Source organism: Bacillus sp. SRB_331 (assembly GCF_003264175.1).
In the GTDB taxonomy this organism is placed as follows: domain Bacteria; phylum Bacillota; class Bacilli; order Bacillales; family Bacillaceae_G; genus Bacillus_A; species Bacillus_A mycoides.
Genome location: NZ_NADV01000011.1, coordinates 197137 through 223007 on the forward strand (window position 1 = coordinate 197137; position 25871 = coordinate 223007).

Below are 25871 nucleotides of genomic sequence, written 5' to 3' on the forward strand. Positions count from 1 at the left end.
AAGAAAGTATGGTGAAACCATTTGGCTACCAAGCATAATCAAATTTTAGAACATATTAATAGCCTACCGGTAGGGCATAAAATTTCTGTAAGGCAAATTGCGAAAGATTTGAGTGTAAGTGAAGGGACAGCTTACCGTGCAATTAAAGACGCAGAAAATAAAGGATATGTTAGTACAATTGAACGTGTCGGAACAATTCGAATTGAACAAAAGAAGAAAGAGAATATCGAAAAACTGACATATGCAGAAGTCGTTAACATTGTCGATGGCCAAGTGCTTGGGGGCAGAGAAGGACTACATAAAACATTAAATAAATTCGTAATCGGGGCTATGAAATTAGAAGCGATGATGCGCTATACAGAAGCGGGGAACTTGCTTATCATCGGGAACCGTACGAATGCACATCAATTAGCATTAGAAACAGGGGCTGCTGTATTAATTACAGGTGGATTTGATACAGAAGAGCATGTGAAAAAGTTAGCAGACGAATTAAAGCTTCCAATTATTTCGAGTAGCTATGATACATTTACGGTCGCAACGTTAATTAACCGTGCAATTTATGATCAACTTATTAAGAAAGAAATTGTACTCGTTGAAGATATTTTAACACCGATTGAAGAAACGTTATATTTAAAGCCAAGTGATACTGTGCAGAAATGGCATGAGTACAATGAAGAGACGATGCATGGACGTTATCCAATTGTGGATGAAAATAAAAAGGTGTTAGGTATTGTAACTTCAAAAGATATGATTGGTGTCGTGAAAGAAACACCAATTGATAAAGTGATGACAAAGCATCCAATTACGGTGAACGGAAAAATGTCTGTCGCAGCTGCAGCACGTATGATGGTGTGGGAAGGTATTGAGTTACTTCCTGTTGTGGAAGAAGGGAATAAATTGCAAGGGATCATTAGTCGCCAAGATGTACTTCAGGCGTTGCAAATGATTCAACGTCAACCGCAAGTTGGGGAAACAATTGATGATATTGTAACGAACCAATTTATGACGCCGAAAGAAGCTAAAAATGAGCATTTGTATCAATTTTCAGTGACGCCACAAATGACGAATTCAATCGGGACGTTATCTTACGGTGTATTCACAACAATTGTGACAGAAGCAACAAACCGTGTCATTCGTGCGCAGAAGAAGAGCGATTTAATTGTTGAAAACTTAACCATTTATTTCGTTAAGCCAGTTCAAATTGATAATGTTGTATCAGTTCATCCGAAAGTATTAGAAATTGGGCGTAAATTTGGTAAGATTGATGTAGAAGTGCATCATGAAGGTAATGTTGTCGGGAAAGCGTTACTTATGGTGCAATTGATCGATAAATAAAAAGATGGAACAAATCGCTTTGGTTTGTTCCATCTTTTTTGTTTTATCCCGCATTAACGGGCAGTAAGACTCCCACCTCAAAATTCGGCGAATGCGAGGAAGTTAGGTGGGAGATAACTGCCCGTAAAAGCCCGATTGGTGAAGGCTAATAATCAGTGGGGGATGGACAAAACCCCCACTGATTAAAGTTTCACTTTATTGGGTTTTGAAGCTGTTGCTAAAGATGTGGAAGAGTTTTAGCGGGAAATATATATAAGGAGAGATGATTGTATAATTAGAAAAAACAGAATATTGATTTGTTTAGAGTGTATACTATGATATAATTAGATTGTAAGATAATGGATGTCGGAAGGGGGATGCAATATGTCATCAGAATTACTCTTTTTTGGTGGTATCGCACTCTTTTATTTCCTTGTGATGATACCAATTCAATACTTATACTTACAAGGATTAAATGAAAAAAAGAAACGAACAGGATTATCTCAGCAAGAACTATACAAACAGATGTCTTTTGGAGAAGAACAATTACATTTTCACGTGCAAGGTAATCCCTTTAATATACCATCTGCGTTTGTTGCATATATGATTTTGAAAGTGAAGGGACGTAAAAAAGCATCACAATGTTGATGCTTTTTTACGTTGTTTTATAAGATTCGGCTTCTTTGACTGCTAATGGTAGAAAGTGTTTATATTGGCGGAATCCATTAAATGTACTCGCGCTGCCAAGTAAAATAAACAAAACACCAACGATAATGCGTGCAGTTGAAAGTTCTAAAAAGAATTGGTTTATCCCAAAGAATAGGACGAATAAGCCGAGTGCCATTGCGGATTTTCCAGAGAGCCAACCTTTCTCCATTGGACGGTTTGTACGAAAGAATTTTGTTTTATAGAAGAGGTACAACACAAATGAGATGATAATACAAAAGACGAATACTGGCATAATACACGCTCCCATCGATTGGTATAAAAATAACAATTTAGAAAAAAGAAAAATCTAAACTTTCTAACTTTTATTATAAAGCAATTGTTCGCATGTATGAAATGTTTTCCGTTATAATGGGGGATAAAGTGAAACTTTAATTAGTGTGGGGAGATCCCACGTGCTAATTATTAGCCCTCACCAATCGGGCTTTTACGTGCATCCAGGCTCCAAATTAATTTTGCCCCATTGTTTTTAATACTTTTGAGGTGGGAGTCTTACTACACGTTAATGCGGGATAAAATGAAGAAGTTGAATAAAAAGGAGATTATACATATGCATGAGCAAATTTTAGGAGCAATTAAAGAGTTTGATACAATTATTATTCATCGTCATGTACGTCCGGATCCGGATGCGTTAGGTTCTCAGTGCGGACTTGGTACAATTCTGCAAGAATCGTTTCCAGAGAAAAATATTTATATGGTTGGGTACAACGAGCCTTCTTTATCGTTTTTACGAGTAATGGATGATATTGAAGATAGTGTATATGAAGATGCACTTGTTATCGTTTGTGATACAGCGAACCAAGAGCGTGTTTGTGATCAGCGTTATGCAAAAGGAAAGATGTTAATTAAAATTGATCATCATCCGAATGAAGACCCGTACGGAGATATTACATGGGTGGATACGACAGCAAGTTCTACAAGTGAAATGATTTATGAATTTTACAGTTATGGAAAAGATAAAGGATTAACGATTTCAAAGGAAGCAGCTCGCCTTATTTTAGCGGGTATTGTTGGAGATACAGGTCGTTTCTTATTCCCAAATACAACAGCGAAAACACTTCGTTACGTAAGTGAGCTCGTTGACATGGATGTGAAATTCACAGATTTATACAATGAAATGTATAAAACGAAAGAAAAAATTGCTCGTTTAAACGGTTATATTTTACAAAACTTTACGATGGTAGAAGAAGGTGCAGCGTACATTAAATTAACGAAAGAGGTACTAGAAGAGTTTGATGTACTTTCTACTGAAGCATCTGGTGTTGTCGGAGCACTTGGTAATATTGATGGATTAAAGGCATGGGTTCTATTTTTAGAGGAAGATGATGTTATTCGTGTTCGTCTTCGTTCAAAAGGACCAGTTATTAATAAGTTAGCAATGCAATATAATGGCGGAGGACATCCGATGGCTTCTGGTGCAAAAGCATCTTCTTGGGAAGAAGCAGATCGCCTGTTTGCTGATTTACGTGAGCTGTGTAAATAAGAAGTTGTATGTTGAATGAAAGAGAAGGAGAGGCGCTGAAGCCCTCCTTTTTTTATTTTTCTTTCTCTATATCAATACTAATTTCAAGTACGGTATCAAAAGAGACTGTGTCTACTTTAAAGCGGTATATACGATCGTAATGTTTGTACGTTTTATTTTCGATGACTTTTTTGAGCAGGTCTTTATTTTTTGCGATGCTTTGAATGTTTTTCGTTAAAAGATGCTGGAGATCATTATGGATAGAAGTGGTCATGTTTTCAAGTGTAAGATTGTCTAAATCATATTTTTTTCGATTTATAATTTTTATTTTGATTTCTTGAATTGTTAAGAGCCGTTTATTTTCTGTGTTCAATTTCTCTTGGTCTTCGAGAAGGACGTGGAGTTTTGCTTCTTGTTTTTCGATAATTTCTTTTTGTTCTGCTATTTTACTAGTTTGTTCTTCTTGAAAAACACCGTATATGTACAAAAAAACAAACCAGCTCAATACTCCTCCAACAGCAGCGCCAGCTAAAACTAAATACCACCTTTTGGCTGTATTGGCACTGGGTACTCTCATACATGTTCCTGTGTAAGCCATTTAATAATAATAAGACCAGTTTGCATACCGCCAGTTGCAAAAAAAATAAGGAGAATTTGTTTTACGATATCTTTCATATCTCCGCCAAAGAAGCTTCTTTCAAAGCTATAAAAGGTATCGAACGTTCCGCCAATTGCTGCAACGAGTGCCCAAATTCTTAAATTTTGGGCGAATTGATTAATATAAGTTAGAGTTGGTTTTCCGATGAGAAATGCACCAAATCCGCCAATTAATGAACCACCAAGTATAACTCCAAAGGCAATAAAATAACTAATAATAAGCAGAGAGAAAAAAGTATGTTCTCTTACATCCATGGTCATTCCCCTTTCTTCTTCATATATATGGACAAAGTATGAGAAGTATGTTTTGATTTCCGCTTTCCTCATCACCTATAATAAAAGTAGTCACATAGGTAAAGAGAGGGTACAACAGTGAAGTTTGTGCATTTACAATGTCAAACCGTTTTTAGTTTATTAAAAAGTGCTTGTAAAATTGATGAGCTTGTCATTCGGGCGAAAGAGCTTGGATTTTCATCGCTGGCCATTACAGATGAAAATGTTATGTATGGAGTTATTCCGTTTTATAAAGCATGCAAGAAAAATGGTATACAGCCTATTATCGGCTTAACAGCTTCTATTTTTAGTGAAGAAGAAGAAAGGTCTTATCCACTCGTCTTACTTGCTGAGAATGAAATAGGCTATCAAAATTTATTAAAGATCTCTAGCAGCATTATGACGAAGTCAAAAGAAGGTATCCCGAAGAAGTGGCTTGCTCATTATGCGAAAGGGTTAATTGCAATTTCACCAGGGAAAGACGGAGAGATTGAACAGCTATTATTAGAAGACAAAGAGAGTCAGGCTGAAGAAGTAGCTCATACGTATCAAAATATGTTCAGCAATTTTTATATAAGTTTGCAGCATCATGCAATTCAAGATGAACTGCTTTTACAAGAAAAACTGCCTGAATTTATTAATAAGGTAAACGTTCCAGTCGTTGCAACAAATGATGTTCGCTATATTAATCAAAGTGACGCACTTGTTCATGAATGTTTATTATCTGTTGAAGGCGGAACGAAAATGACTGATCCAGATAGACCGAGAATGAAAACGGATCAGTATTATTTAAAGTCATCGGATGAAATGGGAGCACTATTTTCTCATGCTGAGGAAGCGGTTCAAAATACAATAACAATCGCGGAACGTTGCCAAGTAGAAATTCCTTTCCATGTAAATCAATTACCGAAATTTCCTGTTCCATCTAACGAGACGAATGATACGTATTTGCGCCGTGTTTGTGAAGAAGGCTTGCAGAAACGCTATGGTACGCCGAAAGAAGTGCATATAGGACGTTTGGATCATGAATTAAATGTTATTTCTCGTATGGGATTTAGCGATTATTTCCTCATCGTATGGGACTTTATGAAATATGCACATGAAAATCATATTTTAACTGGGCCAGGCCGTGGATCGGCAGCTGGTTCACTCGTTTCTTACGTATTGGAAATTACAGATATTGATCCGATTGAATATGAATTATTATTTGAAAGGTTTTTAAACCCTGAACGTGTGACACTTCCAGATATTGATATTGATTTTCCAGATATAAGACGTGATGAGATGATTCGATATGTGAAAGATAAATATGGTCAGCTTCGTGTTGCTCAAATTGTAACGTTCGGAACTCTTGCAGCGAAAGCCGCAATTAGAGACATTGCTCGTGTAATGGGGCTCCTGCCAAGAGATATTGACATATTTTCAAAACTTATCCCATCAAAGCTTGGTATAACGTTAAGAGATGCATATGAGGAATCGCAATCGCTCCGTGAGTTTATACAAGGGAATCTGTTACATGAGCGTGTGTTTGAAATTGCAAAACGTGTAGAGGGATTACCGCGTCATACGTCTATTCATGCAGCTGGCGTTATTATGAGCCAAGAACCGTTAACGGGAAGTGTAGCGATTCAAGAAGGGCATAACGATGTTTATGTTACGCAATATCCAGCTGATGCATTAGAAGAACTTGGATTGCTCAAGATGGACTTTTTAGGCTTACGTAATTTAACGTTACTTGAAAATATTATAAAATTTATTGTTGAAAAAACTGGGAAACAAATTGATATAAGAAATTTACCTCTGCAAGATGAAAAGACGTTTCAATTGTTAGGAAGAGGGGATACAACAGGTGTATTCCAGCTTGAATCAGGTGGTATGCGAAATGTACTTCGTGGGTTAAAACCGAATGAATTTGAAGACATAGTCGCTGTTAACTCGTTATACAGACCAGGACCGATGGAACAAATTCCAACCTTTATTGAATCGAAGCATGGGAAAAGACGAATTGAATATTTACATCCGGATTTAAAGCCGATTTTAGAAAGAACATACGGCGTAATTGTATACCAAGAACAAATTATGCAAATCGCATCGAAGTTAGCTGGATTTTCGCTTGGAGAAGCAGATTTGCTGCGCCGTGCAGTGAGTAAAAAAAATCGTGATATTTTAGATCAAGAACGTAAGCATTTTGTTCAAGGGTGTTTGGAAAACGGATACGATGAGACATCTTCAGAACAAATTTATGATTTAATTGTAAGATTTGCGAATTACGGTTTTAACCGAAGTCACGCTGTAGCTTACAGTATGATCGGATATCAGCTTGCATATTTAAAAGCAAATTATACGCTGGAATTTATGACTGCGTTATTATCAAGTGCAATTGGAAATGAAGATAAGATTGTGCAGTATGTACGAGAAACGAAGCGGAAAGGTTTTCACGTTTTACCGCCGTCTCTTCAGAGAAGTGGTTACAACTTCCAAATAGAAGGAAATGCGATTCGATATAGTTTACTTTCGATTCGGAATATCGGAATGGCTACCGTGACGGCATTACTCGAAGAACGAGAGGAAAAAATGTTCGAAGATTTATTTGAGTTTTGTCTTCGTATGCCATCAAAATTTGTAACAGAGCGAAATTTAGAAGCGTTTGTCTGGTCTGGTTGTTTTGACGGTTTTGGTGTTTCGAGGACGACGTTATGGAGAAGTCTTAAAGGAGCGTTGGAGTATGCAAATCTTGCACGTGATTTTGATTTAGGGGATGCTGTTCCGAAATCAAAATACGTACAAGGAGAAGAGCTATCCTTTATTGAACAGTTAAATAAAGAGAAGGAAGCACTCGGTTTTTATTTATCTAGCTATCCGACAGCGCAGTATGCGGAACTAGGAAAAGAATTAGAAATTCCATCTCTTGCTCAGGCGATGCGACATAAGAAAAAAGTACAAAGAGCGATCGTATATATAACAAGTGTGAAAGTTATTCGTACGAAAAAGTTGCAAAAGATGGCGTTTATTACATTCTGTGATCAAAATGATGAAATGGAAGCCGTTATTTTTCCAGAAACGTATATACATTTTTCGGACAGGTTACAAGAAGGTGCAATCGTTTTAGTTGATGGTACGATCGAGCAAAGAAATCATAAGTTGCAATGGATCGTGAATGGACTATATCCGCTAGAAGAAATGGATGTTTATGAAGGAATGAAAGAAGCATCTGTTTACGTGAAATTGCCGTCTCAATATGAAAAAAAGCTTGTAAATCAAGTTACGAAAATATTGTTTGATTATTCAGGTTTTACGAAAGTACTAATTTATTATGAAAAGGAACATAAAATGGTACAATTATCTCGAAGTTTATCGATTCATCCAAGTGAAGAATGTCTAGGAGCACTTCGTGAAATTGTCGGTGACGAAAATGTCGTTGTGAAAATATAATGGACAATTTCCCTACACTTCGATTATTATAGTAGTAGTGTTCGTGGTCAGACCACTTGGAGAAATTGATATCAGCAAGCATAATTTGAGGAGAGTGGATAGTTTGTCAACACTTCGTGAAGAAGCACTTCACATGCATAAAGTGCATCAAGGAAAATTAGAAACTGTATCAAAAGTAAAAGTAGAAAATGCAAAAGATTTAAGTCTTGCATATTCTCCAGGGGTTGCAGAGCCTTGTAAAGAAATTTATGACGATAAAAGTAAGGTATATGAATATACAATGAAGGGAAATATGGTAGCAGTTGTGACAGATGGAACGGCTGTACTTGGTCTTGGTAACATTGGACCTGAAGCATCTCTTCCAGTAATGGAAGGTAAAGCTGTATTATTCAAGAGCTTTGCTGGTGTAGATGCATTCCCGATTGCCTTAAATACAAACGATGTAGATAAAATTGTTGAAACTGTAAAATTAATGGAGCCAACTTTTGGCGGTGTAAACTTAGAAGATATCGCAGCGCCAAACTGCTTCGTTATTGAAGAACGTTTGAAAAAAGAAACAAACATTCCAATATTCCATGATGATCAACACGGAACAGCTATCGTAACAGTAGCAGGCCTTGTGAACGCGCTGAAGTTAGTTGGAAAGAAAATGTCTGACATTAAAGTTGTCGCAAATGGTGCAGGTGCAGCAGGTATTGCAATCATTAAACTTTTATATCGCTATGGTGTACGTGACGTTATTATGTGTGACCGTAAAGGTGCAATCTATGAAGGTCGTCCTGTCGGTATGAATCCGGTGAAAGATGAAGTTGCAAAATATACAAATAAGAGTCGTATAGAAGGTTCTTTAGCTGACGTTTTACAAGGTGCGGACGTATTCATTGGTGTATCTGCAGCAGGTGCATTAACTGAAGAGATGGTTCGTACAATGAATGACGATGCAATTATTTTTGCAATGGCGAATCCGGTTCCAGAAATTATGCCAGAATTGGCAAAAGCAGCGGGCGCAGCTGTTGTTGGAACAGGTCGTTCTGACTTCCCGAACCAAGTAAATAATGTACTAGCGTTCCCAGGGATTTTCCGCGGTGCACTTGATGTACATGCGACACAAATTAATGAAGAAATGAAGATGGCAGCTGTACAGGCCATTGCAGAGCTTGTATCAGAGGATGAGTTGAATGCAGATCATATCATTCCAGCACCATTTGACGCGCGTGTAGCGCCTCAAGTAGCGGCTTACGTTGCGAAAGCAGCAATGGAGACAGGAGTAGCTCGCCGTCAAGTAGATCCAAATGAAGTCGCTGAGAAAACAAAACAATTAGCGCTGATTGGTAAAGAATAAGCGAGGAATTTCCATTGACATCATCAAATACAAAAGTATATCTCGAAATTGTAAAAAAAATCCGTTCCATTATGGAAGAGGATTGTTTAGTAGCAGGGGATCGTTTGCCATCTGAGCGTGAGTTAAGTTCACGCTTAAATGTTGGACGTTCCTCTGTAAGAGAAGCATTACGTGCGTTAGAACTGGTAGGATTAATTGAAACGAGACGTGGTGAGGGAACGTTTATTCGAAACTTTTACGATAACGGTCTTGTACAATTAATTGCTCCGTTCTTGCTGCAAGATGAGAAAACAATTCGTGATTTATTACAAACAAAACGATTGCTTGAGAAAGATATGATTCGACTTGTATGTAATTTACCGAAAGAAACGTTTTCTGAAGTACTAAGTAAATTACACCAAGTGCTTGAAGAAAACGAAAGCTCAATTCCGGTGCTTCATCAAACGTTCTTTAAAACACTTATTGAACAATTCGATAATTATTTACTCTATCGCATTTGGATGATCGTAAATGATTACGTTGCAACTCTTTCTTGTGAAGTTTCAGGAGATTCTATCGAAATGTATAGAAAGCTTTATGCTACTTTGGAAGCGAAACAAGAAAATGATGCGTTAAAAATTTACGATGAATTAGTAGAGAATATACAGTTTCACTCGTAATGTATAAAATTTGTCGAAATGACCATGACACGTTATGACAAACATTCTACCGCATAGCGGTTAAAGTTAAACGTAAAGAGAGAGGTTATTAGACAGATTGAGAAGATAAGGCTAACATCAAACATTGGTGTTAGCCCCATTTTCTTCTTACGCTAACCTTAGCTCTCAATGAAGGGGGTCAAATTGTGCTAAGAGATTTATTCGTGAAAAAGAAAAAGTACGCTGCAATACCTTCAGAACAAGTACGAAAAGATGTACCAGATGGCGTTATGACAAAATGTCCGAAATGTAAAAAAATCATGTATACGAAAGAGCTTCTTAAAAATTTAAAAGTATGCGTGAATTGTGGATATCATCATCCGATGAATGCATGGGAACGCCTTGATAGTATATTGGACGAAGGTTCATTTCGTGAGTATGACAAAGAGATGGTTTCACTAAATCCACTTGAGTTTCCGGGATATGAAGAGAAACTAGAAAACGATCGTAAGAAGACTAAATTGAATGAAGCGGTTGTAACTGGTGAAGGAACAATTGATGACATGCTTGTTGTTGTTGCAGTAATGGATTCTCGTTTTCGAATGGGCAGCATGGGCTCTGTTGTAGGAGAGAAAATTGCCCGTGCGGTTGAAAAGGCATACGACTTACAAGTTCCATTTATTATCTTTACTGCTTCGGGTGGTGCTCGTATGCAAGAAGGGATATTAAGTTTAATGCAAATGGCAAAAACAAGCGTAGCTTTGAAAAAGCATAGTAATGCAGGAGGGTTATTTATTTCTGTTATGACTCACCCAACGACGGGCGGGGTTTCAGCGAGTTTCGCTTCACTTGGTGATTACAATCTTGCAGAGCCAGGTGCACTTATCGGATTTGCTGGTAGACGCGTAATTGAACAAACAGTGCGTGAGAAACTACCGGAAGATTTCCAAACGGCAGAATTTTTACTAGAGCACGGTCAATTAGATGCGGTGGTGCATCGTGATGATATGAGAGAATCACTCCGTAAGATTTTAGAAGTTCATCAAGGGGGGGAAATGGCTGTATGGCAGAGCTAGAATTTGAAAAACCAGTTGTTGAGCTAAGAAATAAGATTCGTGAACTGAAAGACTATACGAAAAACAGCCAGATGGACTTCAGTGAGGAGATTCGTATTTTGGAAGACAAGCTAGAAAAACTAGAGGAAGATATATACGGCAATATGAAAGTATGGGACCGTGTTCAAATTGCTCGTCATGCAGAACGACCGACAACGCTCGATTATATTGAGCACTTATTTACTAATTTTTTTGAATGTCATGGAGATCGCCTATTTGGCGACGATGCAGCGATTGTCGGCGGCATTGCGAAATATAAGGGGATGCCCGTAACTGTAATTGGGCACCAACGCGGAAAAGATACGAAAGAAAATATTCGTCGTAATTTTGGGATGCCTCATCCAGAAGGATATCGAAAAGCACTGCGTCTAATGAAACAAGCGGAAAAGTTTAATCGTCCCATTATTTGTTTCATCGATACGAAGGGAGCTTATCCTGGTAAAGCAGCTGAAGAACGTGGACAAAGTGAGGCAATTGCCCGTAATTTATTTGAAATGGCGGGTTTAACTGTACCTGTTATTTGTATCGTTATCGGTGAAGGTGGTAGCGGTGGTGCGTTAGGTCTTGGAGTAGGAGATTACATTCATATGCTGGAAAATTCCACTTATTCTGTTATTACACCAGAGGGTGCGGCGGCGATTCTTTGGAAAGATGCTGGTAAAGCAAAAGAAGCTGCAGAAGCGATGAAAATTACAGCATTAGATTTGAAAGAATTAGGTGTAATTGACGAAATTATTCCAGAGGCAAAAGGCGGAGCACATCGTAATGTTTTGAAACAATCAGAAAATATAGATTTAATGCTTAAGAAAACTTTTGAACAATTAAGCGGAATTTCGAAAGATGAATTAATCGAAAAACGTTATGAAAAATATATGAAAATTGGGCAAGTTTCGTTTTCAAACGCTTCCATTGGGATAAAATAAGAAAAGCGTGCGTTCCTCTTCGCGAATGCACGTTTTTATTATGAAAAGACACATCTTCTCCATTGTGTTTTTGTATTTTTTCGTGTTATTTTATTATAAGGCAAATAATCTTTATGAGGTGAGTACAAATGAAACGTATTGGTGTATTAACAAGTGGTGGAGATTCACCTGGTATGAATGCTGCCATTCGTGCAGTTGTTCGTAAAGCGATTTTCCATGATATTGAAGTATATGGTATTTACCATGGATACGCTGGTTTAATTTCTGGTCATATTGAAAAATTAGAACTTGGTTCTGTTGGCGATATTATCCACCGTGGTGGTACAAAATTATATACAGCAAGATGTCCTGAGTTTAAAGACCCAGAAGTACGACTAAAAGGAATCGAGCAATTAAAGAAACATGGTATTGAAGGACTTGTCGTTATTGGTGGAGATGGTTCGTACCAAGGCGCAAAAAAATTAACTGAGCAAGGATTCCCATGTGTAGGTGTACCAGGTACAATCGACAATGATATCCCTGGAACAGACTTCACAATTGGTTTTGATACAGCTTTAAACACTGTTATTGATGCAATTGATAAAATCCGTGATACAGCTACATCTCATGAACGTACATATGTTATCGAAGTAATGGGACGTCACGCTGGAGATATCGCATTATGGGCTGGTTTAGCTGATGGTGCAGAAACTATCTTAATTCCAGAAGAAAAGTATGACATGGAAGATGTTATCGCTCGTCTGAAACGCGGTAGTGAACGTGGTAAAAAGCACAGTATTATCGTTGTAGCTGAAGGTGTTGGAAGTGCAATTGACATCGGTAAGCACATTGAAGAAGCAACAAGCTTTGATACTCGTGTAACTGTATTAGGTCACGTACAACGTGGTGGATCACCAAGTGCACAAGACCGTGTATTAGCTAGTCGTCTTGGCGCAAGAGCAGTTGAATTATTAATTGCTGGTAATGGCGGACGTTGTGTTGGTATTCAAAATAATAAACTTGTTGATCATGACATTATCGAAGCGTTAGCTCAAAAGCATACAATCGATAAAGATATGTATCAATTATCTAAAGAATTATCTATCTAATCGGCTTAATGCCTTGTATTTGGGAACGGTTTCATAATTTTCGGAGGTGCAATATGCGTAAAACTAAAATTGTATGTACTATAGGTCCTGCTAGTGAAAGTATTGAGAAATTAGAGCAATTAATGGAAGCGGGTATGAACGTTGCTCGTTTAAACTTCTCTCATGGTAGCCATGAAGAGCATGGAGCTCGTATTAAAAATATTCGTGAAGCTTCAAAGAAAACTGGTAAAACAGTTGGTATCTTACTTGATACAAAAGGTCCAGAAATCCGTACACATGACTTCGTAGACGGACAAGCTGAGCTTGTAACAGGTGCAGAAGTAATTCTTTCTACTGAACAAGTATTAGGAACTGCAGAGAAGTTCTCTGTATCTTATGCTGGCCTTTATGATGATGTTGATCCAGGCTCTCGTATTCTAATCGATGACGGTCTTATCGAACTAGAAGTAATCGAGAAAGCTGACGGAAACATCCGTACAAAAGTATTAAACAGCGGAACTGTAAAAAATAAAAAAGGTGTTAACGTACCAAACGTAAGCATTAAGCTTCCAGGTATCACTGAAAAAGACGTGCAAGATATCGTTTTCGGTATCGAGCAAAAAGTTGATTTTATCGCAGCATCTTTCGTACGTAAAGCATCTGATGTATTAGAAATTCGTGAATTATTAGAAGGGCATAACGCTCAATACATCCAAATCGTACCAAAAATCGAAAACCAAGAAGGTATCGACAACATCGATTCAATCTTAGAAGTTTCTGACGGTTTAATGGTTGCTCGTGGTGATATGGGTGTAGAAATTCCACCAGAAGAAGTACCATTAGTACAAAAACGTCTAATCAAAAAATGTAACGTATTAGGCAAACCAGTTATTACTGCAACACAAATGTTAGATTCTATGCAACGTAACCCACGTCCAACTCGTGCGGAAGCAAGTGACGTAGCAAACGCAATCTTCGATGGAACAGATGCAATCATGCTTTCAGGTGAAACTGCTGCGGGTCAATACCCTGTAGAAGCTGTAACAATGATGGCTAACATTGCGGTACGTGTTGAAAAATCATTACAATATGAAGATATGTTCAAAAAACGTATTAAAGAGTTCACACCAACAATTACAGATGCAATTAGCCAATCTGTTGCGCACACAGCACTTGCTCTTGATGTAGCTGCAATCGTAGCTCCAACAGAAAGTGGACATACTGCGAAAATGATCTCTAAATACCGTCCGAAATCTCCAATCGTAGCTGTAACATCTGACGAGCAAGTAGGACGTCGTCTTGCACTTGTTTGGGGTGTTCAAGCATTTATGTCTGAGAAACGTGCAGCTTCTACTGACGAAATGTTAGATACAGCAATTCAAACAGGTATGGATGCGGGTCTAATCGGACTTGGAGATACTGTAGTAATCACTGCTGGTGTTCCAGTTGCTGAAACTGGTACAACAAACTTAATGAAAATCCACGTTGTTGGTGAAAAAGTTGCTAAAGGGCAAGGAATCGGTCGTAAATCTGCAAAAGGTAAAGTAGTTGTAGCGAAAACAGCTGCTGAAGCTGTAGCGAACGTAAACAAAGGTGATATCCTTGTTACAACAAGCACAGATAAAGATATGATTCCTGCAATTGAAAAAGCTGCTGCTCTAGTTGTAGAAGAAGGCGGTCTAACAAGCCATGCAGCTGTTGTAGGTGTATCAATCGGTATTCCTGTTATCGTTGGTGTAAACGGCGTAACAACAACTTTAAAAAATGGCCAAGAAGTAACAGTTGATGCAGCACGCGGAATTGTTTATAATGGACATGCGGAAGTGCTATAAGAAGTAATACGGAGAGAAGGATCGGAGTCCTTCTCTTTTTTTTTACACAAAAAAGATAGAGATAGCTTTAAATACCTGAAATCGCTTTGAAAAACGTTTATTATAATGTTTAGTGGGAGAGGGTTATTTGTCCTTTGTGAAGCTTGTATGAGCGTTTTAAGGAGCTTATAAAGGGTTTTGTAAGGGTGATACTTTCAAACCTTTTAAATGAAATATGAAGGAGTGTGAGCTATGAAGTGGTTACTGTTCTTACTTATTTTAGTGCCGGCGATTGAGATTACGGTGTTAATAGGGTCGAGTCATGTAATAGGTTTATGGTCTACGTTCGCTATGATTGTATTTACGGGTATTGTGGGTGTATATTTGGCGAAACGACAAGGGTTTAAAGTACTTAGAGAGATTCAATTTAGGCTAAATAGAGGAGAAATGCCGGGTGATGCGGTTCTAGATGGTATTTTTATATTCGTAGGAGGTATTCTTTTAGTACTGCCTGGATATGTGACGGATATAATAGGTTTTATCTTTGTTGTTCCTATAACGAGGGCTTTATTGAAGCCGGCTGTTATGAAGTGGATTGATTGGAAATTTAGAAAGAGAACTACTATTATTGTTCAGAAATAACGCGTAGATTATAGCGATCTACGCGTTATTTTTTTTATTTGCCACTTATAGTCAATTGTTAGCTTCCTGATCGGGTTGGATTTTTGTTAGTTATTAAACGATAGGATGCAGAGGGTTCTTGTGAATGAAAAGTGTTACGTTAGGATGATGTTTTTTGCTTGTAGTAAGATTCGACTAGTGAGCAGAAGTTAGACAGGAAAAGAAAAATTACTGATTAAAGGGTTCATCTGCCTTGCTTTGTATATTTATTCATTTACATAAAAAGCAATAAATGTAAGTAATAATTATAAAGTATATAGAATAAAAATGTATTTTCGTCCTAAAATATGCGTTTTTATGCAAAAAAATAAGAGGATTATCCTTTTTTAGGAAATTCTCTTATAGATGTAGGTAGTACAAAAAAGTACAGTGAATAATCAGTGGGAAATTCCCACTGATTACAGTTGATTTTTTATTGTGTATGAATTAGGAAATATTATTTTGATGGTGAACCCTTAATGAATTTCCATAAGTCGTGGAATACATGAGCTTTGTGTAATGTATTAAGTAGTACTAATATGACTGGACCGATGATTAATCCTAAAAAACCAAAGAGCTTAAAGCCGACAAATAGAGCGATGAGTGTCGCTAATGGATCTAGTCCAATATTAGATGAAAGTACTTTTGGCTCCATGATTTGTCTTTGGACAATCACGACGATGTATAGGATGAGAAGACCGATGGCGAATGCAGTATCGCCTGTGAAAAATACGTATATAACCCAAGGAACGAAGACGGCTCCAGTTCCTAAATACGGGAGTAAATCTACAACCCCTGTAATAATCGCGATAGTAATTGCGTATGGCACGCGTAATATTAAAAGGCCGATTAGTACAATGATAGTTGTCATAGATACGAGTGTAAGTTGCGCTTTAACAAAACCAAACAAAGCTTTTCTTAAATCGACAAAAATAGTTTTTCCGTATCCATGCAAACGATTAGGTAGAAGTTTTCTTACTTTATGAGCAAGACGGTGCCAATCGTAACTAATGAAGAAGGTGGCTAATAAGACGAAGACAAGGACAGTTAAAGTTGTTGGTAATGCACTAATGAAATTTGTTAACCCACTTATAATGGCGGTTAAAAGTTCTTTCATTTGTGTCGTTGCTTCGGTGCCTAAGTTTTGAATGTTTTGTGTAATAGTGTATCGCTGTGGTTCTCCGAGATGATTAAATTTAGAGATTAAATCATCATAGAGAGGCATAATATGATTAAGTGCAAATTGTTGGACGAATGCAACGATATCTGGAAACTTAACTGTAACAATTTGTAGTAAGTACGTTGTGGCAGATATTGCTTCAGTTACAAGGTATGTAACAAGTCCAACGATAGCTCCGAATACGAGAATTAAGCTAACGAGTACCGCTAATGCGCGAGGGAATTGTAGTTTTTGATTAAGGAAATTGACGACAGGATTAATCAAATAAGCGAATGCAAAAGCGATAATAAAAGGGTAGATAAGGCCTGACATGTACAGCAATGCATAGAACCCAACTACCGTTGCTACAATGACAAACATGAGTCGTAATATCATATATAGTAAGTTTCGGTTCAAAGATGTATACCTCCCATTCCAATTTGGATTATCCTAATTCGTTCAACTTATAACTAGTGAGATTCACTGATCAAAGTTTCACTTTACCCCGCTATTTGCGGGCAGTAAATCTCCTACCCGAAGTGCAGCTGGATCAAAGGAGTTAGATGGAGATAAACTGCCCGTAAATGCCCGATTGGTTCAACTAATAATCAGTGGAAAGTGCCCCACTGATCAAAGTTTCACTTTATGTTATAGTGGAATGATGGATTTTTCCTGCTTTTTCAATATATGAGTGACCGGAAAAGCTTGGTGTTGATGCTTCTACTATATGGTAAAAACTTCATTTTCTCTTCTTTTTATTTTACCTGTTTCTTAATAGAAAAGAAAGGAGAGACGACCGTTTTTAAAAATGTATACATGCTTAAATTTTTGATGGTTAGAGTTTCAGTTTGTCATTTTAAAATATGAAAAAAATGAAGTGGTTATTGTTGCATATACATCGATATAGCATGTATAACGATAGGTTTAAAGGTATTTTTGTTTGGAAGCGAGTTCATTATTTTCAGAAAGGAAGTGCAAACATGATTAGTCAGTCAACGTTATTTTTATTCATACTACTTATTATAGGACTTATTGCTAAAAACCAATCGCTTACTGTAGCTATTGGAGTGTTATTCTTATTGAAATTTACGTTTTTAGGAGATAAAGTCTTTCCTTATCTACAAACGAAAGGGATTAACCTTGGTGTAACAGTCATTACAATAGCAGTGCTCGTACCGATTGCGACAGGGGAAATAGGCTTTAAACAACTCGGAGAAGCAGCGAAATCGTATTATGCATGGATTGCTTTAGCCTCAGGTGTGGCGGTCGCTTTGTTAGCGAAAGGCGGCGTACAATTATTGACGACGGACCCACATATTACAACCGCACTTGTTTTTGGGACAATTATAGCTGTAGCTTTATTTAATGGAGTCGCTGTAGGTCCATTAATTGGGGCTGGAATTGCCTATGCAGTTATGAGTATTATACAGATGTTTAAATAAGGAATTTTATAGTAATATAAAATTTTTGAATTCTTTCTGTTCACAAAAGTCAGATAATTGTTTATAATAGGATTAGAAACTTTGAAAAGTTACATAACAGCAGAGACTTTACACCAGATAAAATAAAAACAACATAAAACAATTTTATAATGATATTGTTTTATGTTGTTTTTATCATAAACTCTTCGGAATTCATTTTCCTCACTAACTTGTTGTTCTGAGCGTGAGGATTCGGGGAGACATTCACGCTCATGCTTTCCATGTAAGCAATGGACAATAAGAGGGGAACATCGCAATAAATTTGCATGAACGTGCATTTTGCTTGCCTAAAGAGTGAACGAGCGTTCATAATTTATAAGGGGAGCAAATAGATATAAGGAGCAAGGTTGGGAGAATTTTCAGGAAAAGGAGAGAATGTCATGACTGTTATTCGAGGTTTAGAAGGGGTAGTAGCAACAACATCATCTGTGAGCTCTATTATTGATGATACATTAACTTATGTTGGGTATAATATTGATGATTTAGCTGAGAATGCTACGTTCGAAGAAGTAGTGTACTTATTATGGCACCGCAAGCTTCCTAACGAAAAAGAACTAGCGGAATTTAGTGGAACAGTATCTGAATACTATAAGGTACCAGGTGAGGTTTTAACATATTTGAAACAAGTAGATTTAAAAATCGCGCACCCGATGTCGGTTTTACGAACTGCGATTTCCATGCTATCATTATATGATGAGAGCGCTGAAATAATGGATGGAAAGTCTAATTATTTGAAAGCGGTTAAATTACAGGCTCAAGTCGGAACTTTAATTGCGGCTTATGCAAGAATTCGCAAAGGTTTAGATGTTGTTGAGCCAAGAAAAGATCTATCATTAGCTGCAAACTTCTTGTACATGTTAAATGATCGTGAGCCAAATGAAGTTGAAATTGAGGCTTTTGATAAGGCACTTGTACTTCATGCTGATCATGAGTTAAACGCTTCTACATTTACTGCACGTGTTTGCGTAGCTACACTTTCAGATGTGTATTCTGGTATTACAGCAGCAATCGGTGCATTAAAAGGTCCTCTTCACGGCGGGGCAAATGAAAATGTAATGAAGATGTTAACTGAAATTGGCGAAGAAGAAAATGTAGAATCATATATTCATAATGCTCTTCAAAATAAAGTGAAAATTATGGGATTTGGTCATCGCGTATATGAGCATGGTGATCCACGCGCGAAACACTTACGCGAAATGTCTAAGAGATTATGCGTGCTTTTAGGAGAAGACAAATGGTATAATATGTCTATCAAAATTGAAGACATTGTAACAAAAGAAAAAGGTCTTCCACCAAATGTTGATTTCTATTCAGCTTCTGTATACCATTGTTTAGGAATTGACCATGACTTATTTACACCTATCTTTGCAATTAGCCGTATGTCAGGCTGGTTAGCTCATATTCTAGAACAATATGAAAACAACCGTTTAATCCGTCCGCGTGCTGATTATGATGGACCGACACATCAAGTGTACGTTCCGCTAGCGCAACGATAAGCGAAAAACACTATTTTGATAGTGAAAATACGCTTTCAAAAGTCTGATTTTTTTGGGAAGATGTAATGATTAGAATATTTAAATTTGACTAACGGTTTGAACTGAGGGGTTATTCCCTCAGTTTCATACATATGAAATTTCAAACATGGGGGTTATCACATTGACGACAGGTGAAAAAATTACTGTAACTAATGGTGTTATGAATGTACCAAACAATCCGATTATTCCATTTATCGAAGGAGATGGAATTGGTCCTGATATTTGGGCTGCAGCATCTCGCGTAATAGAAGCAGCAGTTGAAAAAGCTTATGATGGTGAGAAGAAAATCGTTTGGAAAGAAGTGCTTGCAGGGGAAAAAGCATTCAACCAAACAGGCGAGTGGTTACCAGAAGAGACTTTAAATTTAATTCGTGAATATTTAATCGCAATTAAAGGTCCACTTACAACTCCAGTTGGTGGTGGTATTCGTTCTCTAAACGTTGCGCTTCGTCAAGAATTAGATTTATATGTATGTCTACGTCCAGTTCGTTACTTTGAAGGTGTTCCTTCACCTGTAAAACGTCCGGAAGATACTGATATGGTTATTTTCCGTGAAAATACAGAAGACATTTACGCTGGAATTGAATATGCACAAGGTTCTCCAGAAGCAGAAAAAGTTCTTGCTTTCTTAAAAGAAGCAATGGGTGTTAATAAAATCCGCTTCCCAGAAACATCAGGGATTGGTATTAAACCAATTTCAGAGGAAGGGACAAAGCGTCTTGTTCGCGCTGCAATTCAATATGCAATTAACGAAAAACGCTCTTCTGTTACATTAGTTCATAAAGGAAACATTATGAAATTTACAGAAGGTGCTTTCAAAAACTGGGGTTACGAAGTAGCTGAACAAGAATTCGGCGACAAAGTATTTACTTGGGCTGAATATGATCGCATTGTTGAAAAAGATGGAAAAGATGCAGCGAATAAAGCGATGGCAGACGCAGAAGTGGCTGGGAAAATCATCGTAAAAGATTCTATTGCAGACATCTTCTTACAACAAATTTTAACTCGTCCACGTGAGTTTGATGTTGTTGCAACAATGAACTTAAACGGAGACTACATCTCTGATGCACTTGCTGCACAAGTAGGTGGAATTGGTATTGCACCTGGTGCAAACATTAACTATGTGACTGGACATGCTATCTTTGAAGCTACACATGGTACAGCTCCAAAATATGCAGGTTTAGATAAAGTAAACCCATCTTCAGTTCTTCTTTCTGGTGTATTATTATTAGAGCACTTAGGATGGAACGAAGCTGCGAATTTAGTAACTGATTCAGTTGAGAAAACAATTGAATCAAAAGTAGTAACTTATGATTTCGCACGCTTAATGGAAGGTGCAACAGAAGTGAAATGTTCTGAGTTCGCTAATGAACTTATTAAAAACATGGATGTAGCGATAATCAAAAACGCATAATTAAAGCGGGGGGTAAATTATGACAATCAAACGCAAGAAAGTTTCAGTCATCGGTGCAGGATTTACAGGAGCAACAACAGCATTCTTATTAGCACAAAAAGAACTTGCAGATGTTGTTTTAGTGGACATTCCACAGCTGGAAAATCCAACAAAAGGGAAAGCGTTAGATATGTTAGAAGCGAGCCCAGTACAAGGTTTTGATGCTAACATTATTGGTACATCTGATTACGCAGATACTGCTGATTCTGACGTTGTCGTTATTACAGCAGGTATTGCGCGTAAGCCTGGTATGAGCCGTGATGACTTAGTAGCAACAAACTCTAAAATTATGAAAAGTATTACGCGCGACATTGCAAAACATTCACCAAATGCGATTATTCTTGTATTAACAAATCCAGTTGATGCAATGACATATTCTGTATTTAAAGAAGCAGGATTCCCGAAAGAGCGTGTTATCGGTCAATCGGGTGTATTAGATACAGCTCGTTTCCGTACATTTATTTCACAAGAGTTAAACCTTTCTGTGAAAGACATTACAGGATTTGTTCTTGGTGGACATGGTGACGATATGGTACCTCTTGTACGCTATTCCTATGCAGGTGGCATTCCGTTAGAAACATTAATTCCAAAAGAGCGTTTAGAAGCAATCGTAGAACGTACACGTAAAGGTGGCGGTGAGATTGTAGGCTTATTAGGAAACGGTAGTGCATATTACGCACCAGCAGCTTCTTTAGTTGAAATGACAGAAGCGATCTTGAAAGATCAACGCCGTGTATTACCAGCTATTGCGTACCTTGAAGGTGAATATGGTTATAGTGACCTTTACTTAGGGGTACCAGTAATTCTAGGTGGTAACGGAATTGAAAAAATTATTGAATTAGAACTTCTTGCAGATGAGAAAGAAGCGTTAGATCGCTCTGTAGAATCTGTACGTAACGTTATGAAAGTTCTTGTTTAATAATGAAATATAAGTGGAAAAAGATTCGGGGCCCCGAATCTTTTTCTACTATATATTGAAATGTTTTTTTGAAATAATATGAAAACGCTATCATTTGGTGTATCCTATAATGAAACTATAGACTTATACTATACATTTCCCTCATCACAGTAAATTTCGGATAAGGTATCGCTTTTAGTAGGATAATAAGGTGAAAAAATCGGAGGGGGTTGTAACATGTTAAAGAAAAAAGTTCAAATTGGTCGTAGAATGGATGAAATTACAGTAGGAGAGAAATTATCTATCACTGAAAAAATTGAGGATAAAGATTTGTTATTGTACTTAGGGTTAACGAATGATGCCAATCCATTATATATTCAGCATGATTACGCATCCCAAACTCCGTATGAAAAGCCGATTGTCCCAAGCATTATGCTAACGGGACTGATTACAACGGCGGTTACGAAATATTTACCAGGTCCAGGTAGTCATATTACTAGGAAGGACCTTACGTTCGTGAAACATGTTCACCATTATGAAACGTTACAAATCCACTTTGAAGTTGTGGCTGTTTCAGAGGAGGAACATACAATTGATATGCTTGTATTTGCTCATGATGAAAAAGGAGAAACTGTTGTAAAAGGTTCATTAACAGTAACACCACCTTTTAAATCTGTTTCCATTATGGAAAAAGCATTAGATAATTTTTAAAATATGAAAATATGAATAGCGCTAGCATACCTTTTATAAGGGGCTAGCGCTATTTTAGTTGAAAAATCCTTCTTTGAACCCTTCAGCAAATTCTGAACAACCTGTTTTAATCGTATCCCAGCTAGGTACGTTAAAAGTAAGGAAACATGTTACTACTAAAGTTAAAATAGGTAGTAATATTCGCATAATAGCCTCCTTTTATCGAATTTATTTATATATTTAAATTAATAATATGATTATTGGTAATTGAAGTCAATTAAGGGGGAGGTTTTTTTAGATGAAGTGGAAAAGAGAAGACGTTATCTTTGAAACGATAAGAGAAGCTGAAGTATGGGCCGATTCAATCGTAAATGAAATGTACGGGAAAGTATTTGATGGATATGAAACACCAGATTATAAAATAGCGTATGCTCTTTCGTTTTTCCTAGCGAAAAATCGAGAGTTTATAGTTCATACGGAAGAAGAGTTTAAAAAAGATAGATTCATCTATAAAGTTTGGATAGCGACCGGATAGAGGGAATGAAGTTACGATTGCTTTTATTTTCCGAAACTCTAGTACAAACGAGCTCCATGAATAGACAATTATATTGAGGGAGACCTTGTTTTCTAGTATGATGAGAATAACGGGGAAAATACTAGGATGAAGAAGGTTTCAAGTCTATAACTTGGAGGAAAAGAATGAACAATCGTATTTTAGTAGTTGATGATGAGGAATTTATCTTAACTTTAATTGAATTTAATTTACAACAAGCTGGGTTTGAAGTTATTACAGCAATGGATGGAGAAATGGCGCTTCAAAAAGCGACTACAGAACGCCCAGATTTAATTATATTAGATTTAATGCTTCCAAAAATGGATGGTATGGAAGTTTGTAAAGAATTACGATTGCAGCGTATTATGACGCCGATTTTAATGTTAACAGCAAAAGATGATGAATTTGATAAGGTGCTAGGTCTTGAGCTTGGGGCTGATGATTATATGACGAAGCCATTTAGTCCAAGGGAAGTTGTTGCTCGTGTGAAGGCGATTTTGCGCCGTACGAAATTACAGCAGGAAGAACAAGTTTCAGAATCGCCAGATGAAGAGAGCATCAAAATTGCAGAGCTTAAAATTTTACCGGAGTTTTATGAAGCGTACTTCCAAGGAAGGAAACTGGAATTAACACCGAAAGAATTTGAGTTACTTGTTTATCTTGCGAAAAATAAAAGTCGTGTATTAACTCGTGACCAATTATTAAGTGCTGTATGGAATTATGATTTTGCCGGTGATACAAGAATTGTTGATGTCCATATTAGCCATTTGCGCGATAAAATTGAACAAAATACGAAAAAACCGACGTACATTAAAACGATACGTGGTTTAGGTTATAAATTAGAGGAGCCAAAAGTGGATGAATAAGTTTCGTTCCAGGCTTCTTTTTACATTTGTTTCTCTTATCGTTTTTATTTTAGTTGGACTAGGTGTATTATTAGAAACTGTATTTGAAAACTACTATATAGATCATGCTAAAGAGAGAATGATAAAAGAGACACAGTATGTTGCGGTATTAGCAGAAGAGCAAGGGTTTGATGCTGTTTTAAAAAAGCCTTATGTATTTGAAAAGTTAGAAGAAAAAATACCAGCTTCTATTATATTTGTTGATGAAAAAAAGAAAGTTCAATATAGCGGAGGGCAACCATCTGCATTTAATCAAGAGATGATTAAAGAACTTTCTTCTGAAGCAGCAAAACAACGAAGTAAAGTGATTACGCAAGAAACAGATCAAAAGAATGAATTTTATCATGCAGTGTTCGTTCAAGATCTAGCAGGAAAACAAGGATGTATTTTGGTGAAAAGTACAATTGAGCCATTGAAAGACGTACATCAAAAAACGTGGGGATTATTAATTATAGGATTTGTTATCGCTTGTCTCGTAGTCGTATTTTTAGGTATGAAAATTACGGGGCAATATATTAGGCCGATTGAATCGGTTACGAAAGTTGCCATTGAATTAGCGAAGGGAAATTATAAAGCACGCGCTTATGAAAGTCATTCGGATGAAACAGGGATGCTGAGTAAAGCGATTAATATTTTAGCTCGTAATTTACAAGAGATGACTCTTGAGCAGGAAATGCAACAGGATCGTCTGCATACGTTAATTGAAAATATGGGAAGTGGAATGATTTTAATTGATAGCCGCGGTTATATAAACCTTGTAAACCGTTCTTATAAGGAAACTTTCCACGTAACAGATGAAGAATATTTAGATCGCTTATATTATGAATCGTTTCATCATACAGAAATTATTGAGCTTGTGGAAGAAATCTTTATGACAGAAGTGAAAGTGCGTAAACAAATGTTATTGCCGCTTGGAATTGAGCGAAAGCATTTCGAAGTATATGGAGCGCCAATTATTGGGACGAACCATGAATGGAAAGGTATTGTTCTTGTGTTCCATGACATAACAGAGTTAAAGAAATTAGAACAAATGAGAAAAGACTTTTTAGCGAATGTTTCTCATGAACTAAAGACGCCAATTACTTCTATTAAAGGTTTTTCAGAAACGCTCTTGGATGGGGCTATGGATAATAAAAAATTCTGCGAACATTTCTTACATATTATTTTAAAAGAAAGTGAACGCATGCAAGGATTAATTGAAGATTTATTAGACTTGTCAAAGATCGAGCAACAAGGGTTTAAACTAAATATGGGGACCGTTGATATGAAGGAACTTCTTGAAGATATTCATATGGTGCTTGATAATAAAGCGGGAGAAAAAGAAATCTCTTTACAAGTGAATGCATTAAAACGTGTCTCTGTCATTGGGGATCCAGGTCGCTTGAAACAAATCTTTATTAATTTAATTAATAACGCGATTGTATACACACCGGCTGGAGGCGTTGTTTCTGTTGAATTGGCAGAAGATAAATATAATGCTTATATAAAAGTATCTGATACTGGAATTGGTATTAGTAAAGAGGAAATCCCACGTATTTTTGAACGCTTTTACCGAGTGGATAAAGCAAGAAGTAGAAATACGGGTGGAACGGGTCTTGGTTTATCAATTGTAAAACATTTAGTTGAAGCGCATCAAGGTACGATTACGGTGGATAGTGAGGTTGGGGAAGGAACAACATTTACAGTTGTTTTACCAAAATCAGCTACTGAAAAATAGGATGAAGGATATTTACAATATATTAACAATGGCTTAATTAAATATTAATAAAGCTCTGTT

General features: G+C 37.0%; 24 protein-coding genes. 19 read left to right on the forward strand and 5 right to left on the reverse strand.

Annotated elements, in window-relative coordinates; all coding sequences use genetic code 11:
- Positions 1-21 precede the first annotated feature (21 nt).
- Both B5P42_RS09660 and B5P42_RS09665 read left to right on the forward strand, forming a co-directional pair.
- A complete protein-coding gene (locus B5P42_RS09660; protein WP_060752088.1) occupies positions 22-1335 on the forward strand; it encodes a CBS domain-containing protein in 1314 nt (437 codons plus the stop codon).
- Between the two features lie 363 nt (positions 1336-1698).
- The gene (locus B5P42_RS09665; RefSeq protein ID WP_002034294.1) at positions 1699-1962 is read left to right on the forward strand and encodes a DUF3949 domain-containing protein; all 264 of its coding nucleotides are present in this window, start codon (positions 1699-1701) and stop codon (positions 1960-1962) included.
- A 7-nt stretch (positions 1963-1969) separates the two neighbouring features.
- Here B5P42_RS09665 and B5P42_RS09670 read toward each other — a convergent pair whose 3' ends face one another.
- Complete coding sequence (locus B5P42_RS09670) at positions 1970-2275, reverse strand: YtpI family protein (RefSeq protein WP_002088950.1); 306 nt, start codon at positions 2273-2275, stop codon at positions 1970-1972.
- 315 nt (positions 2276-2590) lie between these two features.
- Here B5P42_RS09670 and B5P42_RS09680 point away from each other — a divergent pair, with 315 nt between their 5' ends.
- Positions 2591-3523 (forward strand): DHH family phosphoesterase, encoded by a 933-nt coding sequence (locus B5P42_RS09680; RefSeq protein ID WP_002160252.1) that lies wholly within the window; start codon positions 2591-2593, stop codon positions 3521-3523.
- A gap of 52 nt (positions 3524-3575) precedes the next feature.
- Here the strand turns inward: B5P42_RS09680 and ytrI are convergent, their stop codons facing one another.
- Together ytrI and B5P42_RS09690 are read right to left on the reverse strand one after the other, a co-directional pair.
- Positions 3576-4079 carry a sporulation membrane protein YtrI gene (ytrI, locus tag B5P42_RS09685; RefSeq protein ID WP_002088948.1) on the reverse strand — a complete coding sequence of 168 codons (504 nt, stop codon included), beginning with the start codon at positions 4077-4079 and terminating at the stop codon, positions 3576-3578.
- Positions 4076-4489: a YtrH family sporulation protein gene (locus B5P42_RS09690; protein ID WP_002015507.1), complete on the reverse strand. Its 414-nt coding sequence runs from the start codon at positions 4487-4489 to the stop codon at positions 4076-4078. Before B5P42_RS09690 ends, ytrI begins: the two co-directional genes overlap by 4 nt.
- Positions 4490-4531: 42 nt before the next feature.
- On the opposite strand from B5P42_RS09690, the gene dnaE reads away from it, so the two are divergent.
- From dnaE to B5P42_RS09730, 8 genes are all read left to right on the forward strand, one after another.
- Positions 4532-7864: a DNA polymerase III subunit alpha gene (dnaE, locus tag B5P42_RS09695; RefSeq protein ID WP_113734120.1), complete on the forward strand. Its 3333-nt coding sequence runs from the start codon at positions 4532-4534 to the stop codon at positions 7862-7864.
- Between the two features lie 133 nt (positions 7865-7997).
- Complete coding sequence (ystJ, locus tag B5P42_RS09700) at positions 7998-9206, forward strand: NADP-dependent malic enzyme (RefSeq protein WP_161793975.1); 1209 nt, start codon at positions 7998-8000, stop codon at positions 9204-9206.
- A gap of 14 nt (positions 9207-9220) precedes the next feature.
- A complete protein-coding gene (locus B5P42_RS09705; protein WP_113734121.1) occupies positions 9221-9865 on the forward strand; it encodes a FadR/GntR family transcriptional regulator in 645 nt (214 codons plus the stop codon).
- Positions 9866-10050: 185 nt separating this feature from the next.
- Complete coding sequence (gene accD / locus B5P42_RS09710) at positions 10051-10920, forward strand: acetyl-CoA carboxylase, carboxyltransferase subunit beta (protein ID WP_002015500.1); 870 nt, start codon at positions 10051-10053, stop codon at positions 10918-10920.
- On the forward strand, positions 10908-11882 hold the full coding sequence (gene accA, locus B5P42_RS09715) for an acetyl-CoA carboxylase carboxyl transferase subunit alpha (protein ID WP_000818787.1): 975 nt from the start codon (positions 10908-10910) through the stop codon (positions 11880-11882). The genes accD and accA overlap by 13 nt, the downstream gene beginning before the upstream one ends.
- A gap of 128 nt (positions 11883-12010) precedes the next feature.
- Entirely contained in the window at positions 12011-12970 is a 960-nt protein-coding gene (gene pfkA / locus B5P42_RS09720) for a 6-phosphofructokinase (protein WP_002034288.1), read from the forward strand.
- 53 nt (positions 12971-13023) lie between these two features.
- Positions 13024-14781 carry a pyruvate kinase gene (pyk, locus tag B5P42_RS09725; RefSeq protein WP_002015497.1) on the forward strand — a complete coding sequence of 586 codons (1758 nt, stop codon included), beginning with the start codon at positions 13024-13026 and terminating at the stop codon, positions 14779-14781.
- 231 nt (positions 14782-15012) lie between these two features.
- Positions 15013-15402 carry an FxsA family protein gene (locus B5P42_RS09730; RefSeq protein ID WP_002088939.1) on the forward strand — a complete coding sequence of 130 codons (390 nt, stop codon included), beginning with the start codon at positions 15013-15015 and terminating at the stop codon, positions 15400-15402.
- A 475-nt stretch (positions 15403-15877) separates the two neighbouring features.
- Here the strand turns inward: B5P42_RS09730 and ytvI are convergent, their stop codons facing one another.
- Entirely contained in the window at positions 15878-16996 is a 1119-nt protein-coding gene (ytvI, locus tag B5P42_RS09735; RefSeq protein ID WP_113734122.1) for a sporulation integral membrane protein YtvI, read from the reverse strand.
- A 563-nt stretch (positions 16997-17559) separates the two neighbouring features.
- On the opposite strand from ytvI, the gene B5P42_RS09740 reads away from it, so the two are divergent.
- From B5P42_RS09740 to B5P42_RS09765, 5 genes are all read left to right on the forward strand, one after another.
- Complete coding sequence (locus B5P42_RS09740; RefSeq protein ID WP_000625507.1) at positions 17560-18021, forward strand: DUF441 domain-containing protein; 462 nt, start codon at positions 17560-17562, stop codon at positions 18019-18021.
- A 419-nt stretch (positions 18022-18440) separates the two neighbouring features.
- Entirely contained in the window at positions 18441-19556 is a 1116-nt protein-coding gene (gene citZ, locus B5P42_RS09750; RefSeq protein ID WP_012261808.1) for a citrate synthase, read from the forward strand.
- 160 nt (positions 19557-19716) lie between these two features.
- Positions 19717-21009, forward strand: a complete 1293-nt coding sequence (gene icd / locus B5P42_RS09755; RefSeq protein WP_002088934.1) for an NADP-dependent isocitrate dehydrogenase — start codon at positions 19717-19719, stop codon at positions 21007-21009.
- Positions 21010-21028: 19 nt separating this feature from the next.
- A complete protein-coding gene (gene mdh, locus B5P42_RS09760) occupies positions 21029-21967 on the forward strand; it encodes a malate dehydrogenase (RefSeq protein ID WP_002034284.1) in 939 nt (312 codons plus the stop codon).
- A gap of 216 nt (positions 21968-22183) precedes the next feature.
- Complete coding sequence (locus B5P42_RS09765; protein ID WP_002015489.1) at positions 22184-22657, forward strand: MaoC/PaaZ C-terminal domain-containing protein; 474 nt, start codon at positions 22184-22186, stop codon at positions 22655-22657.
- Between the two features lie 54 nt (positions 22658-22711).
- On the opposite strand, the gene B5P42_RS32565 is transcribed toward B5P42_RS09765, so the two are convergent.
- The gene (locus B5P42_RS32565) at positions 22712-22843 is read right to left on the reverse strand and encodes a hypothetical protein (RefSeq protein WP_002015487.1); all 132 of its coding nucleotides are present in this window, start codon (positions 22841-22843) and stop codon (positions 22712-22714) included.
- 91 nt (positions 22844-22934) lie between these two features.
- Between B5P42_RS32565 and B5P42_RS09770 the strand changes: the two genes are divergently transcribed.
- The 3 genes from B5P42_RS09770 to phoR all read left to right on the forward strand — a co-directional run bounded on the left by B5P42_RS09770 (position 22935) and on the right by phoR (position 25811).
- Entirely contained in the window at positions 22935-23171 is a 237-nt protein-coding gene (locus B5P42_RS09770; RefSeq protein WP_113734123.1) for a hypothetical protein, read from the forward strand.
- Between the two features lie 164 nt (positions 23172-23335).
- Positions 23336-24055, forward strand: a complete 720-nt coding sequence (phoP, locus tag B5P42_RS09775) for a two-component system response regulator PhoP (protein ID WP_002015484.1) — start codon at positions 23336-23338, stop codon at positions 24053-24055.
- Positions 24048-25811 (forward strand): sensory box histidine kinase PhoR, encoded by a 1764-nt coding sequence (gene phoR / locus B5P42_RS09780; protein WP_113734124.1) that lies wholly within the window; start codon positions 24048-24050, stop codon positions 25809-25811. The genes phoP and phoR overlap by 8 nt, the downstream gene beginning before the upstream one ends.
- Positions 25812-25871: the final 60 nt, after the last annotated feature.

Excerpts from the sequence above, each read along its gene's own strand:
- B5P42_RS09665 (WP_002034294.1), top strand. The coding sequence starts at position 1,699 with ATGTCATCAGAATTACTCTTTTTTGGTGGTATCGCACTCTTTTATTTC.
- B5P42_RS09670 (WP_002088950.1), bottom strand. The coding sequence starts at position 2,275 with ATGCCAGTATTCGTCTTTTGTATTATCATCTCATTTGTGTTGTACCTC.
- B5P42_RS09680 (WP_002160252.1), top strand. The coding sequence starts at position 2,591 with ATGCATGAGCAAATTTTAGGAGCAATTAAAGAGTTTGATACAATTATT.
- ytrI (WP_002088948.1), bottom strand. The coding sequence starts at position 4,079 with ATGAGAGTACCCAGTGCCAATACAGCCAAAAGGTGGTATTTAGTTTTA.
- ystJ (WP_161793975.1), top strand. The coding sequence starts at position 7,998 with ATGCATAAAGTGCATCAAGGAAAATTAGAAACTGTATCAAAAGTAAAA.
- accA (WP_000818787.1), top strand. The coding sequence starts at position 10,908 with ATGGCAGAGCTAGAATTTGAAAAACCAGTTGTTGAGCTAAGAAATAAG.
- pfkA (WP_002034288.1), top strand. The coding sequence starts at position 12,011 with ATGAAACGTATTGGTGTATTAACAAGTGGTGGAGATTCACCTGGTATG.
- pyk (WP_002015497.1), top strand. The coding sequence starts at position 13,024 with ATGCGTAAAACTAAAATTGTATGTACTATAGGTCCTGCTAGTGAAAGT.
- B5P42_RS09730 (WP_002088939.1), top strand. The coding sequence starts at position 15,013 with ATGAAGTGGTTACTGTTCTTACTTATTTTAGTGCCGGCGATTGAGATT.
- B5P42_RS09740 (WP_000625507.1), top strand. The coding sequence starts at position 17,560 with ATGATTAGTCAGTCAACGTTATTTTTATTCATACTACTTATTATAGGA.
- citZ (WP_012261808.1), top strand. The coding sequence starts at position 18,441 with ATGACTGTTATTCGAGGTTTAGAAGGGGTAGTAGCAACAACATCATCT.
- mdh (WP_002034284.1), top strand. The coding sequence starts at position 21,029 with ATGACAATCAAACGCAAGAAAGTTTCAGTCATCGGTGCAGGATTTACA.
- B5P42_RS09765 (WP_002015489.1), top strand. The coding sequence starts at position 22,184 with ATGTTAAAGAAAAAAGTTCAAATTGGTCGTAGAATGGATGAAATTACA.
- B5P42_RS32565 (WP_002015487.1), bottom strand. The coding sequence starts at position 22,843 with ATGCGAATATTACTACCTATTTTAACTTTAGTAGTAACATGTTTCCTT.
- B5P42_RS09770 (WP_113734123.1), top strand. The coding sequence starts at position 22,935 with ATGAAGTGGAAAAGAGAAGACGTTATCTTTGAAACGATAAGAGAAGCT.
- phoP (WP_002015484.1), top strand. The coding sequence starts at position 23,336 with ATGAACAATCGTATTTTAGTAGTTGATGATGAGGAATTTATCTTAACT.
- phoR (WP_113734124.1), top strand. The coding sequence starts at position 24,048 with ATGAATAAGTTTCGTTCCAGGCTTCTTTTTACATTTGTTTCTCTTATC.